We start from the raw sequence: 16,541 nt of genomic DNA, 5'->3' as shown, positions 1-16,541 counted from the left end.
ATGAACGATACCCGTTTTGAAAGTTGCATCAAATGCACAGCCTGTACCACTGTCTGTCCGGTAAGCCAGGTTAATCCGCAATATCCGGGACCTAAACACGCCGGGCCAGATGGTGAACGGTTACGCTTAAAAGATGGGGCACTGTATGACGAGGCATTGAAGTATTGTATTAACTGCAAACGCTGTGAAATCGCCTGCCCGTCAGATATCAAAATCGGCGATATAATTCAGCGCGCGCGGGCAAAATATGACACTACCCGCCCCTCAATGCGTAATTTTATCCTCAGCCATACTGATCTGATGGGCAGTATCTCGACGCCATTTGCACCAGTAGTGAATACCGCGACCTCACTTAAACCCGTACGCCAGCTGCTCGACTATGCATTAAAAATTGACCATCGCAGGACGCTGCCAAAATACTCTTTTGGCACTTTTCGCCGCTGGTATCGCAGTGTTGCTGCACAGCAAACGCAGTTTGAGGATCAGGTTGCCTTCTTTCACGGCTGTTTTGTCAATTACAACCATCCCCAGCTTGGTAAAGATTTGGTTACCGTTTTAAACGCCATGGGAACCGGGGTACAGCTGCTGAATAAAGAGAAGTGCTGCGGTGTTCCGCTCATTGCCAATGGCTTTATGGATAAAGCGCGTAAACAGGCGGTCAAGAATGTCGCATCCCTGCGAGACGCCATTGAGGGAAAAGGTATTCCGGTGATAGCCACCTCATCAACCTGTACTTTTGCCCTGCGCGATGAATACCCGGAAGTACTGGATGTCGATAATTCAGGTCTGCGTGAACATATTGAACTGGCAACTCGCTGGCTCTGGCGTAAGCTGGACGAAGGCAAAACATTACCGCTGAAGAGTCTGCCATTAAAAGTGGTTTATCACACTCCCTGCCATATGGAAAAAATGGGTTGGACGCTCTATACCCTTGAACTACTGCGAAAAATTCCGGGACTGGAACTGACCGTCCTGGATTCACAGTGCTGTGGAATTGCCGGAACCTACGGTTTTAAGAAAGAGAACTATGCCACATCGCAATCTATCGGTGCCCCCCTGTTCCGTCAGATTGAAGAGAGTGGTGCAGACATTGTCGTCACCGACTGCGAAACCTGTAAGTGGCAGATTGAGATGTCCACCAGCAAACGCTGCGAACATCCCATCACTTTGCTGGCACAAGCGTTAAGACAGACACTTTCTGACAAGGATTGACATCCTCCTCCGCCTAAAGACGGAGAAGTCTACAGCGTTCAGACCGAGCCCTGAGGCGTGCCGAATCACAGAGTTTATCTGTGCTCATCGACGTGCTTCACTTCGTGCCTACAAACAATTCGAGTTATTCTGGGAGAAGATAAATCAGTGATTAAGCGTTTCTTAATCACTGATTATTGCTAATGCAGGCCAAACTCAGCCATCAGTTGCTGGCGTAGCGCCACAAAGGCCTGGCTACTCCGTTCTCTCGGGCGGGCCAACGCAACCTCGATAATACGAATCGCATTGCCTTTTTCCTTGGGTAATACCAGCACTCTGTCAGCCAGATAAATAGCCTCTTCCAGATCATGCGTCACCAGTACCATCGTCAGGTTACCGCGTGCGCGGATCCGCTCCAGCTCTTCCTGCATGGTAATACGCGTCATAGCATCCAGTGCGCCCAAGGGTTCATCCAGTAACAGAATTTCAGGATCGATAGCCAAGGCTCTGGCAATACCGACCCGTTGCGCCATGCCTCCGGAAAGCTGTCCTGGCAGGGCACTCTGATACTGTTCCAGCCCTACCAATTGAATCGCCTGTTTTGCTCTCTCCCGTGCCTGACTGGCCGAAACGCCTTGAAGATCAAGTCCGAAGCGGACATTATCCAGTACGGAAAGCCAGGGCAGTAGCCGGGGTTCCTGGAAAATCACCGCCCGTTCACGACTCATTCCCTGAACTTCGCGACCGTCAATAGTCACCTCTCCGCCGTCCGGCTCTTCAAGACCTGCCAGAATACGCAGTAACGTGGTTTTACCGCAGCCACTAGGACCAACGATAGCCATGCTCTGCCCTCCTTCAATATGTAAGTTTAACCCCCGAAACACATCGAAGGGTTTTCCCTCAAGCGAGAACGCTTTATGCAGATGCCGGATGGTGATTTCACCAGAACGGATAGATTCTGTTTGCATATGCCCCTCCGGCTAAACTTTAAGCAAAATATCGCTGGTTTTTAGCTGGCCTTTGTTAATCACGCCGCCCCGCTCAAGAATATCAATCCAGAACTGAATATCATGATCTTCAGCTCGTCCTCCCGGGCGTACGCCATAACCGGTAAAGTACTGGGCCAGTTCCGGATTTTCGCCACGGGCTTTTAGCTGTCTGGCCAGTATTTCGCGGGTTTTCTCTGGGTTCTCGCGGGAAAAATCGAGGGCGCGGGCTGACTGGATAACAAAATCACGCGCGGCCTGTGGGTGCTGTTTTACAAAATCAGCGCTCAATACCGTAAATCCTCCGGCAATCGGCCCCAGCACCTCGGTATCATTAAATACCGGACGCAGCCCGCCTTTACTCCGGGCCGCACCTTCAAAGGTGGTCTGCCAGTAACCAAAGGCGGCAACATCCACTTGTCCCGAACGCAGAGTCTGCTCTAACTGTGGGCCCGGCACCACCACCGGACGTGCGGCACGTTCAGGAAGATTCACCTGATGCAGCGCTTCACGCAGGGTATAGTCAAGATGAGCCCCTAACGTATTGATAGCAATACTTTTACCCGCCAGATCCTTCACCGTTTTAATCGGACTGTCTTCACGGACATAAAAAATAGACTTGGTTTCATCATCAATGCCGTTAGTCGGATACGCGGCCACGAATTTGTTACCACTGGCAATCGCATTGATAACTGCGGGCGTCGCGGCAGAACCTATCTCTATATTGCCCGAAGCAAGAGCAAACAGTGACTCCGGCCCGCCGCTGGCATAACCGACATTTTTAATGGTAATACCGGTACCTTTAAAGTAGCCCAGAGCATCAGCCAGTTCATGGGCCGAAATTCCCCCATGACTCGGCATATAGCGCAGAGTGACATTATCCTCGGCGCTGGCGGTAAAACTGGTTGCAGCCATAAGCAGGGCGGCACCCGCTATTAAAGAACGCGAAAGCTTCATATTCTGGTGTCCTGTATAAAAAAGAGAATGAGAAATTACCGGCTACGGGGATTCCAGCGACACAAACGACGCTGCAACAGAACCAGAAGGGTGTTAGTTAATAGCCCAGCCAGGGCAAGAAGAAGAATAGAAGCAAACATCAACGGTATTTGGAAATTATACTGGGCGTTAATCACCTGAAAACCGACGCCTCGATTGGCACCAATCATTTCTGCGGCAATCAGCAGCAGCAGTGCAGTGGTCGCGGATAAACGCAGGCCAACAAAAATACCCGGAATGGAAGCCGGAACAATCACCCGGTAAAAGAGCGTCAAACGCCCGGCACCAAAGGTTCTCGCCATCTCAAGCAGTTTGCTATCAACCTCTTTAACACTGCTGATAGTCGAAAGTAATACCGGGAACAGCGCCGCCCAGAAAATAACAAAGACTTTTGAGGTTTCACCCAAGCCAAAAATCAGAATAAATACCGGGTACAGCGCTAAAGCAGAGGTCTGGCGGAACAGTTGCAGGATAGGATCAAGCGCCTGCTCAATCACCCGGCTTTGCCCCATAAACAGTCCCAGCGGGATACCGATAATCACCGCAGAGAAAAATGCCAGGCCGGCACGCTGCAGGCTGATAGTGATATCACCCCACAATGACCCCGAAACGATCCCTTGACAGAGCGCACGGATGACGCTGTCCGGAGGGGGCAATACTGCCGGATTTAACCAGCCAACATGGCTGCCTGTCTGCCAGAAGGCAATAAACAGCAGTAATAAACCATAGCGCGAAGCCAGGTTCAGGCTGTGCTTATAAGTGAGAGTGAGCGCAGGGCTGGCAATAATTTGCTTCTTTTTACCGCTTACCCGCGGGGGATAAATAAGACTCATCGATTCACTCCTCAGGCAGACTTAGCTTGGGGGAGACTATGGCGATTCACACCATAAGGGAGCCCCAGATTGTCGCGTAGCGTGGTTCCTTCGTAAGCGGTGCGGAATAAACCACGCTTTTGCAGAACAGGCACCACTAAGTCGACAAAGTCATCAAGCCCACCGGGCAGCCATGGCGGAAGAATGTTAAAACCATCGGCAGCCTCATTTTCAAACCACTCCTGAATAATATCCGCCACCTGCTCAGCACTACCGACAACGGTAAGATGACCGCGAGCAGTCGCCACCCATTGATATAATTCACGAATAGTAAAATTATGCTCGTCGGCAATCTGACGGATCAGTTCCGGACGGGACTTCATTCCCTCTGTAACAGGAAGGGGCGGCAGCGGGCCATCCAGGTCAAAATCCGCCAGATTAATACCGCCACCCACTAAACCGTTAAGTAACGAGATACCGTCAGATTCGACAATCAATGAGGTCAGCGTGCGGTATTTTTCCTGAGCTTCTTCCAGAGTACGCCCGATAAAAGGCGCAAGACCCGGCATAATCAGTAGATGATTAGGATCACGACCTGCAGCGCGGGCACGATGTTTAATATCCCGATAAAATTCCTGGGCGGTATGCAAATGCTGATGGGAAGTAAAAATCACTTCTGCCGTTTGTGCGGCAAGGCTACGCCCGCTTTCTGACTGGCCCGCTTGCACAATTACCGGATGCCCCTGAGGGGAGCGCGGGACATTGAGCGGTCCCTGTACTTTAAAAAAGCGCCCCACATGGTGAGTGGCGTGAAGTTTATCCAAATCTAAAAACTGGCCGCTGGCTTTATCACGAATAAATGCATCATCTTCAAAGCTATCCCACAGCTTTTTCACCACCTCAACATGCTCTCTGGCGCGTTGGTAGCGGTATTCATGGGGATGCTGAGTATCAAGATTAAAGTTCCTCGCCGCTGCTTCTGTCGCCGTGGTGACAACATTCCAGCCTGCCCGGCCACCCGATATCAGATCCAGTGAGGCAAATTTACGCGCCAGGTTATAGGGTTCTTCATACGTCGTCGAGGCTGTGGCAATAAAACCGATATTTTTGGTTAAGGGAGCCAGCGCCGAAAACAGCGTCAGAGGTTCGAAGCCGGCCACTTTGGCACTGCCGCCCTCGGAACCACCGGCAAAAGAGGCCGCCAGTCCATCTGCCAGAAAATAGGCGTCGAATAATCCGCGCTCTGCGGTCTGGGCCAACTGGCGGTGAAACTCAAACTGTGTTGCACCATCAGAGGGCTGTTCCGGATGACGCCAGGAAGCAATATGCTGCCCGCCGCCGGGGAGAAATGCGCCGAGTTTAATCTGTCTGGAGTTTGTCATGTGATCGACCTTTTATTGTTCTGTGCAGGTTGAAATCCAGACTAACAATCGCGTGGCAAAAAATTGAAATAACAAATTCTCAGGTCATTTTCAGCTTTTTAGCTAACCGATGGCTTATGCACCTTGCAGGGCTTTTCTGACGTGATGGTGATGACGAGGGTTCCTCTTTAATACCTCACTTTTTCGGCATCCATATTGCTAGCACTATTGCTATCCTGGCACAGGAGTTGCTTGAGCTATCTCTTCTACCCCTTAAACGAGGAAGTTTGACTATGTCCACACCAGACATTATTTGGGAGCTCAATACACACCGGCGTTTTGACTGGCGGGCTGCCCATCAGACGCCAGAACTTTCCTGGCCCAACGGGAAAAAAATGGCGTTGTATATCGCCATTAATCTTGAACACTTTGCTTTCGGCAGCCCCGAGGGGGCAAAACTCTCTCAGGTGGCAAACTCGCTGGATATCCTTAATTACAGCTGGCGGGATTACGGCAACCGGGTTGGCGCCTGGCATCTGGCCGATTTATTCGAAACCTTAGCCATTCCCCCGGCGGTTATCTGTAATACCGCCATCATTGATTACTGCCCGGACTTGCTGGAACGCTGGCTTGCTATTCCTGGCAGTGAGCTGATAGGCCACGGCCATACAAACTCACAGCGCCAGGGTGACTTGAGTCCGGTCAATGAAGAGCGGTTAATTCAGTATTGTCAGCAGCGATTAACAGATTTTCAGGGTAAACCAGTGGATGGCTGGTTATCTCCCTGGATATCTGAAAGTGAGCAAACCCCTGATTTCCTTAAACGCCAGGGCTTTAACTACAACCTTAACTGGGCTCATGATGATATGCCAACCTGGATGCAAACAGAGGAAGGCCCGCTGTTATCTCTCCCCTACCCGCAAGAGATTAATGATATTCCGACCATTATTCCTAACGGAGCCTCTATCAAACTGTTCTGCCGCATGATTGAGGATCAGTTCAGTGAGCTGAAACAACGCAGCCTGCACAGTACACAGATAATGGGCATTGCTTTACATCCTTATATTGTCGGTCAGCCTTTCCGTTTTTATCAGCTAAAGCAGACCCTGCGCCATTTGATGGAACAACGCGATGATATCTGGCTGACCACCCCTTCAGCTATCGCCCGGTCGTTTTCGTCCCAGGCATCATAAACAGACAAGACAGGCACCATTCAGGAAGCAACTGAACTAAAAAAGTGCAAACAGATGAGAGTAACAGCCTGATAAATCCGCCGTACTGGCTTTTAAGTCCCATAACATCAATCCCTGGGCGGGCCGCGCCTCTGATCGCGGAATTCAATCAGAGCCAGGCAACCTGGCACCGTTATTGCAAATATCAGTCATATTGCTAGCAATATTACTAACACAACAACTGGGTGATGAATGATGAAAAAACTACTGTTATCGCTGTTGATTGGAAGCATGGTTACCGTGACTTCACACACTGCCAGTGCAGAGAATGTTATCCGCTGGGCAACCGATGCTGATATCCCCACTCTTGACCCGGATGCCTATGCTTCAACCAAAGCATTAACCTTTCAGAACCATATTTATGAAGGTCTGGTACAGCGTGATCAGGATCTTAAGATCCAGCCTTGGCTTGCAACAAGCTGGGAACAGCTGGACGATACCACTTTGCGTTTTAAACTGCGTAAAGGGGTAAAATTCCACAATGGTAATGAGTTTACTGCCGACGATGTGGTGGCCTCTATCGCCCGTATTACCGACCCGGCCTCCGGCGTACGGGCCAATGCCTCGACAATCAAAGATGCGGTAGCCGTCGATAAACATACCGTTGATGTTCACCTGGTGAAAAAAACCGGTATTGCCCTGAATGAATTAACCGGGGTGATGATTATGAGCCAGCCATGGCTTGCTGAGCATAATGCCTTGAAACCGACAGATATCAGTCAGGGAACCGAAGGTTATGCCACCAATAATACCAATGGTACTGGCCCTTATATTTTGCAAAGCCGTCAGCGTGATACCCAAATGGTGCTGGTCAAAAACCCGGAGTGGTGGAATACCAGTGCAGGTGGCAACATCGATAAAATCATTTTTAAACCGGTCACCTCAGATGCAACCCGCCTGTCCGGTTTATTAGCCGGGGAATATGACCTTGTGACGTCGGTGCCGTTACAGGATATTCCGCGCCTACAAAGCAATCCGAAATTGAATATGCAGGTCAGCCCTTCACTGCGTGTTGATTATTTAAGTCTTAATCTTCGTGACCAGCTGAATGCTAAAAATGATAAAGCAGAAAACCCGTTAAAAGATCTTCGGGTGCGTCAGGCCATGCTGATGGCGATAAATCGTGAGGCCATTACGCAAAAAGTGATGCGCGGTTTGACTGTTCCGACCGATAACTATTTAGCTCCAGATATCCCCGGCTATAATGCCGATGCCGCACCAAAGATTAGCTATGACCCGACTAAAGCGCGCGCTTTACTGGCGGAAGCGGGCTATCCGAACGGTTTTAACCTCACCTTCGATTGTCCGGAAGGCACCTATATTAATGCCGTTCAGTGGTGTCAGGCGGTACAAAGCTACTGGTCAAAAATTGGCATAAAAACCACGCTGAATATGCATCCAGCCAGCGTTTATGATCCGATTATTGTTAATGGCCGGACTGATGTTGGCGTGCTCGGCTGGGCTAACCTGCCAATTATGGACCCCTACAGTGTCGCCGTTCAGCTATTACACACCAATGACGGCAAAAATATGGGGACCTTTAATATTCCTCGTTACAGCAATCTTGAGGTAGACAGCCTGATAGACCAGTCTGTCGGCGAACTGGATAATACCAAACGTCTTGCCTTACTCAGTGACGCGGTGGGTAAAGCAAACCAGGACTTGCCATTCTTACCGATGCATTTTGAACCGGTGGTCTGGGCTGTAGGCAAAAATATCGACATTAAACAAACCCCGGATAATATTCAGCGTCTGTGGTATGCGACAATAAAACAATAATAAACGATGGTTTAATCGTTTATATAAATAATATTTTCGGCCTGGCAGGCAGTGATTTATAGCCAGCAGTATAACGGTAGATATTTTTCTTTTTGCTGATTCTATTAGCAAAGGAATCGCTGTCGCCGATACGGATATACCCGTCATACTTCCAGTTGTTTGAGTGTTGCCTGCATGAGGCGCGTCTACAAGCAACTTGAATTATTTTGGATATAAATCGGTTATTCACCAGGCCCTAATTTAATACTGGAGGCAATAATGTTTTTCTTATTGCGGAAGCTATTTCAGGCATTTTTTTTACTGATCGGCGTTGCGCTGATCTCGTTTATTCTTTTTCAGTATCTTGGTGATCCGGTCGCTAATATGCTGCCAGAGAGTGCCACCCAAGCAGAAAGATTACAGTTGCGTACCAGTCTTGGATTGAATGATCCGATGTTCGTTCAGTTTCTGAATTACATCACCCGTTTAATGCACGGTAATTTTGGTATTTCTTATTATAATCAACTGTCAGTGTTTCAGTTAATTATGGAGCGCCTGCCAGCGACTCTGGAATTAGTTTTTGTCTCTATCACTATCGCCTTGCTGGTCGGTATCCCGCTCGGTGTCTGGGTCGCTATATCACCGAATAAATTCATGCGCGAAGCGGTGCAAATTATCTCTCTGATTGGCGTTTCGCTCCCCTGGTTCCTGATTGGCGTATTGCTGATTATTGTCTTCTCAGTCTGGCTTGGCTGGCTGCCTTCCAGCGGACGCGGAGAGACAGTAAAGATAGGCTTCTGGAGCACCGGACTGCTGACCGCCACAGGACTTAAGGCCCTTATTCTCCCCGCTCTGTCCCTGGCATTATCGATGATTACTATCATCATGCGACTGGTGCGAACCGAAATGCTGGAAGTGATGAAAACCGAATATATTAAATTCGCCAGGGCACGAGGAATAAAAAATCATCGTATCTGGTTTTATCATGCACTGAGAAATGCATTATTACCGGTCGTCACCGTGATTGGCCTGGAAATTGGCGGGTTAATTGCTTTTGCTATCGTCATTGAAACTGTCTTTCAATGGCCAGGAATGGGGCTGTTATTAATCCAATCGATTAACTATGTGGATGTCCCGGTATTATCCGGATACCTGCTATTTATTGCCTTTATTTTTATCGTTATCAACACCATCGTCGATTTATTGTATTACTTGATCGATCCGCGTATGCGGGCACAATAAGGAGCAATAATGCAACCTCAACATTATTCCCAGAATGAGACCAAAGAGAAATTAGCAACGCGTCTCCTCACCCGCTGGCGGACATTTTCTGATAGTGATTTTGTCTGGTTATTCTGGCAAAGCAAAAGTGCCGTGATTGCGTTTTTCTGTTGTCTGCTGATTCTGTTCTGCTCTTTATTCAGCCACTGGATAGCGCCGCATAATGTTTTTGATACGTCCAGTTTTGATTTAATGGATTCTGAGCTACCACCTTTCTGGATTAACGGCGGTGACCCGAAATTCTGGCTGGGTACCGATGTGCAAGGACGGGATATCCTTTCGCTGATGCTTTATGGTCTTAATATTTCACTGATCATCGGCGGATTAAGCGTGTTAACCGCAGTGATCCTCGGTGTCACATTAGGGGTTTTAAGCGGTTATTTCGGGGGCATCGTCGATACCGTGATTATGCGCTTCGCCGATGCCATGCTCAGTATTCCCACCATTATGTTCACCTTACTGGTGAGTGGTGTGGCACGCGTAGTGATCCCTAAAGAGTATATCGGTCACTTTGCCCCGATTATCCTGATAGGCGCTATCGCCTTAACCGGCTGGATGCAGTATGCCCGTACGGTACGTGGTTTGACGTTACTGGAAAAAGGCCGTGAGTATGTGATGGCCTCACAAATCAGTGGCGGTAGTCCTCTGCATATCATGCTGCGCCATATCGTCCCAAACGTGATGCGTCCGGTACTGGTGATGGCGACATTACATCTGGGTGTCGCTATTTTAACCGAGGCAACAATGTCGTTTCTCGGTGTCGGTATGCCGCCGGATCAGCCCTCACTAGGGACCCTTATCAATGAAGGTAATCAGTATCTGTTTTCCGGACAGTGGTGGACAGTGCTGTTTCCGGCAAGTTTGCTGGTTATCCTGTCTTTGTCATTTAACGTACTCGGTGACTGGTTACTGAATACGCTGAACCCCAAACTCCGTTAAGAGGGCAGCCTGATGACCATTTCCCCTTCTTCACTGCTGGAAGTGAAAAATTTAAGTATTGAATTTCTACACCGCAAGGGCAATTTACAGGCGATTGCGGAGCTGTCGTTAACCATGCAACCAGGTGAGATACTCGGCATGGTGGGTGAATCAGGTGCCGGTAAATCCCTGACGGGTTCAGCGATTGCCGGACTGCTCCAGAGCCCAGGACGTATTCGTCAGGGCGAGATTTGGTTTAATGGTGGACGCATCGATACGCTCGATGAAGAAGCGCGCCGCCTGTTGCGAGGGAAGGCTATCAGTTGTATTTTCCAGGATCCGCTGACCAGCCTTAACCCAGTGCTTACCGTCGGACAACAGCTGATTGAAACCATCAGAACCCACCTGCCCCTGTCAGCCAGTGAAGCCGAGGCACGGGCTATCGCTTTGCTTGCCGAAGTGGGTATTAACAGCCCCGAACAGCGAATTAATCAGTATCCCCACCAGCTTTCTGGCGGTATGCGCCAAAGGGTAGTCATCGCGCTGGCATTATGTGTCGATCCACAACTGGTGATCGCTGATGAGCCCACCACAGCACTGGATGTTTCAGTCCAGGCACAGGTTTTAAGCTTATTGCGGCGGCTATGTGAACAGCATGGTACTGCGGTAATGCTGATAACCCATGATATGGGCGTAGTGGCTGAAGTCTGTTCCCGTGTTGCGGTGATGTATGCCGGGCGTATCGTTGAAACCGGTCCGGTTTCCGAAGTGATTCGTCGCCCGCAACACCCTTATACCCGGGGGTTAATCAGCGCGATTCCGTCCATGCGTGAACGCCGGGAAAACCTCACCCAGATTGATGGCGCAATGCCACGGCTCAATGCCCTGCCACAAGGCTGTGCCTTCAGTCCTCGCTGCCCTCATGCCAGCACCAAATGTCACGAACAACAGCCCGTCATCCATCCTCATCATGGGGTGCAACTGGCCTGTTTCCATCCACAGGAGAGTCCATTATGAGTGAATCATCAGCGCATGATATTGTGACCGTTCGCGATCTCCATATTCGCTTTAATCTCGGTCGTGAGAAAAAAACCTCGCTATTTCGCCCGGCAGCAAAAAAGGAACTGCATGCGGTACGGGGAATTAATCTGAACATTCGTCAAGGTGAAACCTTCAGTATTGTCGGTGAGTCCGGCTGTGGAAAATCAACGGTCGCGCGCGCCCTGGCGGGAGTTTATAAACCGTCTGACGGTGAGATTCAATTTGCCTGGCAAGACAGTGCCGCCCAGGGTAACCGTGAGCAGAATGGCACCCAGATGATTTTTCAGGACCCTTATGCCAGCCTTAACCCACGCTGGCGCATAGGGCGATCCATTGCGGAACCGCTGATGCTGGCAAAAAAAATCGGCAATAGCCGCCAGGCGCGGCAATATTGTGGCGAGTTACTGGAGCAGGTTGGACTCTCTGCCCGGGACCTGGACAAATTTCCTCATGAGTTTTCCGGGGGACAGCGCCAGCGCATCTCAATTGCCCGCGCTCTGGCCACACAACCGAGCTTTTTAATTTGTGATGAACCGACCTCGGCTCTGGATGTTTCCGTTCAGGCTCAGGTCCTTAACTTGATGAGAAAGCTCCAGCGCGAACATGGGCTGACCTATTTCTTTATCAGTCATAACATGGCGGTGATTTCGCATATTTCTGACCGTGTCGGGGTGATGTATCTGGGGCGTATCGTCGAGCAAGGTAGCGTAGAGGAGATTTTCGCTCGTCCCGCTCATCCCTATACGCGACTTTTGATTGCCGCAATTCCACAGTTCGATAACCCGGATGTGATACGCGAGCCCATTCGGGGTGAAGCGCCAAGCCCCCTGGCTCCACCTCCTGGCTGTGCTTTTGCGCCACGCTGTCCTTATGCAAAAGAGCGTTGTCATCAGACTATGCCACCTACCCATAGTCTTAGCGATCATCACCAAATCGAGTGCCATTTCCCCTATGAAGTGATGGCGCACCACGACAGTATTCCGTTAGCACAGGTATCTTAAATGAAACAATATTTGCTCACAGGGGTCACCCCTTTTAACCGTCAAACGCCTGTTGATTTACTGCTTGAGAACGGGGTGATTGCCGCCAGGGGGGAAAAATTATCCGCCAGTGACCACGCGACCATTATTGATTGCCGGGGGCTGCAGCTTTTCCCCGGCTTTGTCGATGCCCATGCCCATCTGGATAAAACCTTACTGGGCCGGGATTGGTACATTAATGATGTGCCTCGCAGCCTGGGGGCAATGATTGAAAATGAGCGTCATTATCGCAAGCAGCAGCAACCCGATGCTCAGCGCCAGTCAGAACGTATTGCCCGCCGGGGGATAGCCAGTGGCACCTCGTTTATTCGCACCCATGTCGATATTGATAATGAAATTGGCCTGGCTAATCTCGAGGGGGTGCTGGAAACGCGCCGAAAATTAGCCGGTTATGTCGATATTGAAATCGTCGCCTTTCCACAAAGCGGGATTTTGCAAAACCCCGGTACCGAAGCACTGCTCGACCAGGCTTTGTCCATGGGGGCGGAATTAGTCGGCGGACTTGATCCTTGCTCTTTTGACCGCGACCCCAGAAAACACCTGGATATTATTTTTGAGCTGGCCTGCCGGCATAACAAAAAAATTGATATTCATCTTCATGAGCGTGGCGAGCTGGGGGCATTCAGTCTGGAACTGATCCTTGAATACACGCGCCGCTATCAGAAAGAACATAGCGTCACGCTCAGTCATGGCTTTTGTCTTGGTATGGTGGACGCCTCCCGGCAGCAGTATTTTGCCGAACAGATGGCCGAGCTGGGCGTGAGTGTCGCCACGACGGCACCTTCCGACGTGGCAGTTCCCCCCTGGGAGTGTCTCAATGACGCAGGGGTTGCCATTTGCGCAGGTAATGATGGGGTACGGGATACCTGGAGTCCCTATGGCAATGGCGATATGTTACAGCGGGCGGTAACGATGGGACTGCGCTATCGCTGGCGTAAAGATAGCGAAATTCTGCGTGCCGCCAAAACCATTACCGAAGGCGGGGCCCGGGTGATGGACGTTAAAAATTACGGGCTTGAGGTCGGCTGTCGGGCTGACTTGGTACTGGTTCCCGGCAGAAGTATGGTCGAATCACTGGTGGAGCTGCCAACGGCTCGCAAAGTCTTTAAGCATGGCGTATTGATTGCTGAAAATGAGGAGTGCTTATTTTGACAACAACTGTAACCCGTATTCGCGCCGCCTGGGTTGTCGGCTACCAGCACGGCGATCACTGCCTGTATCCTGAGGGTGAAGTGGTTTATCAGGGCGATAAAATTCTGTTTGTCGGTCATGACTATTCTGGTGCGGTTGATGAAGAAATCAATGTCGGCAACGCCCTGGTGGGGCCCGGATTTATCGATCTCGATGCACTGGGCGATTTAGACACTACCGTACTGGCGTTTGATAATCAGCCTGGCTGGCGTAAAGGCCGGGTGGTAGCGCATGACTGGCAGCGTCGGGATCTCTATAGTCGTAGTCAGCTTGATTTCGCTAAACGCTATGCCTACAGCCAGTTACTGCGTAACGGTATTACCAGCTTCGCGCCAATTACCTCAATTCTCTATCGCGAATGGGCCGAAGAGTTTGATGAATATCTGTATGCCGCTGACGTTGCTGAATCGCTGGGTGCGCGTGCCTGGCTGGGTCCGGCCTTTATGGCGGGATACTATGTCACCGATGAACAAGGCCAGGTCAGTCGCCGGGAAGACCGTCAGCGCGCTCTCCAGGGACTGGAAGATGCCGAACGTTTTGTTAACCGTATCCGGCAACGCGGTGTGCCGACACTCAGTGCCATGCTGGCCCCGGACAGAATTGAAGGCGGCGACCTGGCCTGGCTCAACGACCTTGCACAACTGGTCAAGACGCTTGCCTGCCCCACCCGCTTGCACTGTTGTCAAAGTGAACTGGAGATCAATGAAATCGCCCGGCGTTTTAACGGTAAAAGCTCGCTGGCGCTGCTGGAGGAGAGCGGACTATTAAATCAGCATATGTTGCTGCCTCATGGCCAGTATTTAGGCGGGGCTCAACCTGATGCCGGACGTGTCGGAGAGGATATTGCCCGCCTGGCGCGTTCGGGGGCAACCGTTGTCAGTTGCCCACTGGTCTCTGGCAGGCATGCAAAATATATGGAGTATTATCCACGCTTTAAGCAATCCGCTATCAATATGGCGCTGGGAACTGATACCTTTCCACCCGATATGTTTAGCAATATGCATATGGGCGTGGTGTTAAGCCGGGTGGTGAGCGGCGATATTTCCGCTGCGAATAGTGCTGACTATTATCGCATGGCAACGCTCGGTGGGGCCAAAGCACTGGGCCGCGATGATTTAGGTCGACTCGCCGCCGGGTGCCAGGCCGATATGGTGGTGATTGATCTTAATCAGCCTGCGTTAGGACAAATTTTCGACCCTATCGCCGCGCTGGTGCTTAACGGCAATGGTCGGGATGTGAAAGGCACCCTTGTCGCCGGACGGAAAGTGTTCTGGGAAGGCGAAATGGTCCAGGCCGGATTCAGCCTTGATGCATTGCATGCCGAGTCTCAGTCTGTGTTTCAGCATATTATCAGTACCTATCCTGAGCGCACCGTCGGTCATCCTTCGGTCGCCGAGATTGTCGCGCCGACCTTTCCTCTGCATCAGAAAGGAGCCCGCCATGGCAAGACGTTATCTGCTGAATAATGTTCGTTTAGAGTCTGGTTTTGTGCGCGATAACGGATGGGTTCAGCGCACGATAACGCAGGAATATACTCTTGAAATAGAGGGGGATAAGATTATCGCCCTCTATGAAGGAGACCACGATGATCCGGGTATGGACCGCGTGAATGGCGAGGGGCGGCTACTGCTTCCCAGCACCCGGGATGAACATATCCATTTAGATAAAACCTTCTATGGTGACCCCTGGCGCGCCGCTCGGGGAAATAATGCCGGGGATATTTTTCAGATGATAGCTCTGGAAGAACAGTTGCTGCCCAGGCTTCTGCCAGACGCGCAACGGCGCACCCATCGCTTGCTACAACTGTTGCAGGAAAAGGGAACGACCCATGTACGCACGCATTGCAATATCGAACCCACCAGCGGCCTGCAAAGCTTACTGCAGCTACAAGAAGCCCTGATCCCCTGGCGCGAACAGATGCATTGTGAAATTGTCGCTTTCCCACAGCATGGATTACTACGCTCTAATGCCGTGACCTTGATGAAAGAGGCTATGTCGCTGGGCTGTGACTGGGTCGGTGGTCTTGACCCTGGCAAAGTGGATGGCGATATGGTGCGCTCTCTCGATATCACTCTTCGTCTGGCACTGGAAGCGGGAAAAGGTATCGATTATCATTTACATGAAGATAAATCGACAGGTATCGCCTGTATTCGCTATTTGCTCAATGCGCTGAGAAAAGAGCCGTTTCTGCAAGGCAAGCTGACGCTCAGCCATGCTTATTGTCTGGCGCAGACAGAAACCGCAGAACTGAGCGAATTAGCAGATGAAATGGCAGAGCTTGGGGTTTCACTGGCAAGCGGGATCCCACTTGGGAAATCCGTTATGCCACTGCCATTTTTACGCGAAAAAGGCGTATCCTTGTTGAGTGGAACCGATAGCGTAACCGACCACTGGTCGCCCTTTGGATCGGGAAGTATGCTGGACAAAACCTATGACTGGGCAAGGCTTTACACGCGTGGCGATGAGTTTAGCCTGAATCGCTCGCTGGCTATTGCCACCGGCAATTGTCTGCCTCTCAATGAATGCGGCGAACGCGTATGGCCAGTAGTCGGTGATGAAGCCAGCTTTATATTAATGAATGCGTCCTGCTCCGCAGAAGTGGTCGCCAGACAGATTGCCGTTGATGCTGTCTATTTTCGTGGGAAAAAAGTCTGGCACAAGGCATATACCCTAAATAATTCAAGTTGCTTGTAGGCGCAGAGTCAATTCTGGCGATGAGCATAGATAACCTATG

At 50.6% G+C, this 16,541-nt stretch carries 14 protein-coding genes; 10 read left to right on the top strand and 4 right to left on the bottom strand.

What is annotated here, in order from left to right:
* The gene (gene glpC / locus Q1A40_RS19450; protein WP_300004038.1) at window positions 1-1,212 is read left to right on the top strand and encodes an anaerobic glycerol-3-phosphate dehydrogenase subunit GlpC; all 1,212 of its coding nucleotides are present in this window, start codon (window positions 1-3) and stop codon (window positions 1,210-1,212) included.
* A gap of 179 nt (window positions 1,213-1,391) precedes the next feature.
* Here the strand turns inward: glpC and Q1A40_RS19445 are convergent, their stop codons facing one another.
* Genes Q1A40_RS19445 through Q1A40_RS19430 form a run of 4 tightly spaced genes read right to left on the bottom strand, consistent with a single transcriptional unit; the run spans window position 1,392 to window position 5,367 of the window.
* Entirely contained in the window at window positions 1,392-2,159 is a 768-nt protein-coding gene (locus tag Q1A40_RS19445; RefSeq protein WP_300004035.1) for an ABC transporter ATP-binding protein, read from the bottom strand.
* A 12-nt stretch (window positions 2,160-2,171) separates the two neighbouring features.
* The gene (locus tag Q1A40_RS19440) at window positions 2,172-3,134 is read right to left on the bottom strand and encodes an ABC transporter substrate-binding protein (protein ID WP_300004032.1); all 963 of its coding nucleotides are present in this window, start codon (window positions 3,132-3,134) and stop codon (window positions 2,172-2,174) included.
* Window positions 3,135-3,169: 35 nt separating this feature from the next.
* Window positions 3,170-4,006: an ABC transporter permease gene (locus Q1A40_RS19435; protein WP_300004029.1), complete on the bottom strand. Its 837-nt coding sequence runs from the start codon at window positions 4,004-4,006 to the stop codon at window positions 3,170-3,172.
* Window positions 4,007-4,017: 11 nt separating this feature from the next.
* A complete protein-coding gene (locus Q1A40_RS19430) occupies window positions 4,018-5,367 on the bottom strand; it encodes an LLM class flavin-dependent oxidoreductase (protein ID WP_300004026.1) in 1,350 nt (449 codons plus the stop codon).
* Window positions 5,368-5,639: 272 nt separating this feature from the next.
* Between Q1A40_RS19430 and Q1A40_RS19425 the strand changes: the two genes are divergently transcribed.
* The 9 genes from Q1A40_RS19425 to Q1A40_RS19385 all read left to right on the top strand — a co-directional run bounded on the left by Q1A40_RS19425 (window position 5,640) and on the right by Q1A40_RS19385 (window position 16,501).
* Entirely contained in the window at window positions 5,640-6,539 is a 900-nt protein-coding gene (locus tag Q1A40_RS19425) for a polysaccharide deacetylase (RefSeq protein WP_300004023.1), read from the top strand.
* Between the two features lie 234 nt (window positions 6,540-6,773).
* A complete protein-coding gene (locus tag Q1A40_RS19420; RefSeq protein WP_300004113.1) occupies window positions 6,774-8,357 on the top strand; it encodes an ABC transporter substrate-binding protein in 1,584 nt (527 codons plus the stop codon).
* Between the two features lie 258 nt (window positions 8,358-8,615).
* Window positions 8,616-9,578 carry an ABC transporter permease gene (locus Q1A40_RS19415; protein WP_300004020.1) on the top strand — a complete coding sequence of 321 codons (963 nt, stop codon included), beginning with the start codon at window positions 8,616-8,618 and terminating at the stop codon, window positions 9,576-9,578.
* A gap of 9 nt (window positions 9,579-9,587) precedes the next feature.
* Window positions 9,588-10,556, top strand: a complete 969-nt coding sequence (locus Q1A40_RS19410; protein WP_300004017.1) for an ABC transporter permease — start codon at window positions 9,588-9,590, stop codon at window positions 10,554-10,556.
* Window positions 10,557-10,568: 12 nt separating this feature from the next.
* Window positions 10,569-11,552 carry an ABC transporter ATP-binding protein gene (locus Q1A40_RS19405; protein ID WP_300004014.1) on the top strand — a complete coding sequence of 328 codons (984 nt, stop codon included), beginning with the start codon at window positions 10,569-10,571 and terminating at the stop codon, window positions 11,550-11,552.
* Window positions 11,549-12,577, top strand: a complete 1,029-nt coding sequence (locus tag Q1A40_RS19400; RefSeq protein WP_300004011.1) for an ABC transporter ATP-binding protein — start codon at window positions 11,549-11,551, stop codon at window positions 12,575-12,577. Before Q1A40_RS19405 ends, Q1A40_RS19400 begins: the two co-directional genes overlap by 4 nt.
* Window positions 12,578-13,768: an amidohydrolase family protein gene (locus tag Q1A40_RS19395; protein ID WP_300004008.1), complete on the top strand. Its 1,191-nt coding sequence runs from the start codon at window positions 12,578-12,580 to the stop codon at window positions 13,766-13,768.
* Window positions 13,765-15,273 (top strand): chlorohydrolase family protein, encoded by a 1,509-nt coding sequence (locus Q1A40_RS19390; RefSeq protein WP_367275768.1) that lies wholly within the window; start codon window positions 13,765-13,767, stop codon window positions 15,271-15,273. Before Q1A40_RS19395 ends, Q1A40_RS19390 begins: the two co-directional genes overlap by 4 nt.
* Window positions 15,248-16,501 carry an amidohydrolase gene (locus tag Q1A40_RS19385; RefSeq protein WP_300004003.1) on the top strand — a complete coding sequence of 418 codons (1,254 nt, stop codon included), beginning with the start codon at window positions 15,248-15,250 and terminating at the stop codon, window positions 16,499-16,501. The genes Q1A40_RS19390 and Q1A40_RS19385 overlap by 26 nt, the downstream gene beginning before the upstream one ends.
* The last annotated feature ends 40 nt before the right edge of the window (window positions 16,502-16,541 follow it).

This window comes from uncultured Cedecea sp. (assembly GCF_947498825.1).
In the GTDB taxonomy this organism is placed as follows: Bacteria; Pseudomonadota; Gammaproteobacteria; order Enterobacterales; family Enterobacteriaceae; genus JGM124.
The sequence above is the reverse complement of the archived record's forward strand: the minus strand, read 5'-3'. Positions and strand labels throughout refer to the sequence as shown.

Excerpts from the sequence above, each read along its gene's own strand:
- Q1A40_RS19430 (WP_300004026.1), bottom strand. The coding sequence starts at position 5,367 with ATGACAAACTCCAGACAGATTAAACTCGGCGCATTTCTCCCCGGCGGC.
- Q1A40_RS19385 (WP_300004003.1), top strand. The coding sequence starts at position 15,248 with ATGGCAAGACGTTATCTGCTGAATAATGTTCGTTTAGAGTCTGGTTTT.
- Q1A40_RS19405 (WP_300004014.1), top strand. The coding sequence starts at position 10,569 with ATGACCATTTCCCCTTCTTCACTGCTGGAAGTGAAAAATTTAAGTATT.
- Q1A40_RS19400 (WP_300004011.1), top strand. The coding sequence starts at position 11,549 with ATGAGTGAATCATCAGCGCATGATATTGTGACCGTTCGCGATCTCCAT.
- Q1A40_RS19410 (WP_300004017.1), top strand. The coding sequence starts at position 9,588 with ATGCAACCTCAACATTATTCCCAGAATGAGACCAAAGAGAAATTAGCA.
- Q1A40_RS19425 (WP_300004023.1), top strand. The coding sequence starts at position 5,640 with ATGTCCACACCAGACATTATTTGGGAGCTCAATACACACCGGCGTTTT.
- Q1A40_RS19440 (WP_300004032.1), bottom strand. The coding sequence starts at position 3,134 with ATGAAGCTTTCGCGTTCTTTAATAGCGGGTGCCGCCCTGCTTATGGCT.
- glpC (WP_300004038.1), top strand. The coding sequence starts at position 1 with ATGAACGATACCCGTTTTGAAAGTTGCATCAAATGCACAGCCTGTACC.
- Q1A40_RS19395 (WP_300004008.1), top strand. The coding sequence starts at position 12,578 with ATGAAACAATATTTGCTCACAGGGGTCACCCCTTTTAACCGTCAAACG.
- Q1A40_RS19420 (WP_300004113.1), top strand. The coding sequence starts at position 6,774 with ATGAAAAAACTACTGTTATCGCTGTTGATTGGAAGCATGGTTACCGTG.
- Q1A40_RS19445 (WP_300004035.1), bottom strand. The coding sequence starts at position 2,159 with ATGCAAACAGAATCTATCCGTTCTGGTGAAATCACCATCCGGCATCTG.
- Q1A40_RS19435 (WP_300004029.1), bottom strand. The coding sequence starts at position 4,006 with ATGAGTCTTATTTATCCCCCGCGGGTAAGCGGTAAAAAGAAGCAAATT.
- Q1A40_RS19415 (WP_300004020.1), top strand. The coding sequence starts at position 8,616 with ATGTTTTTCTTATTGCGGAAGCTATTTCAGGCATTTTTTTTACTGATC.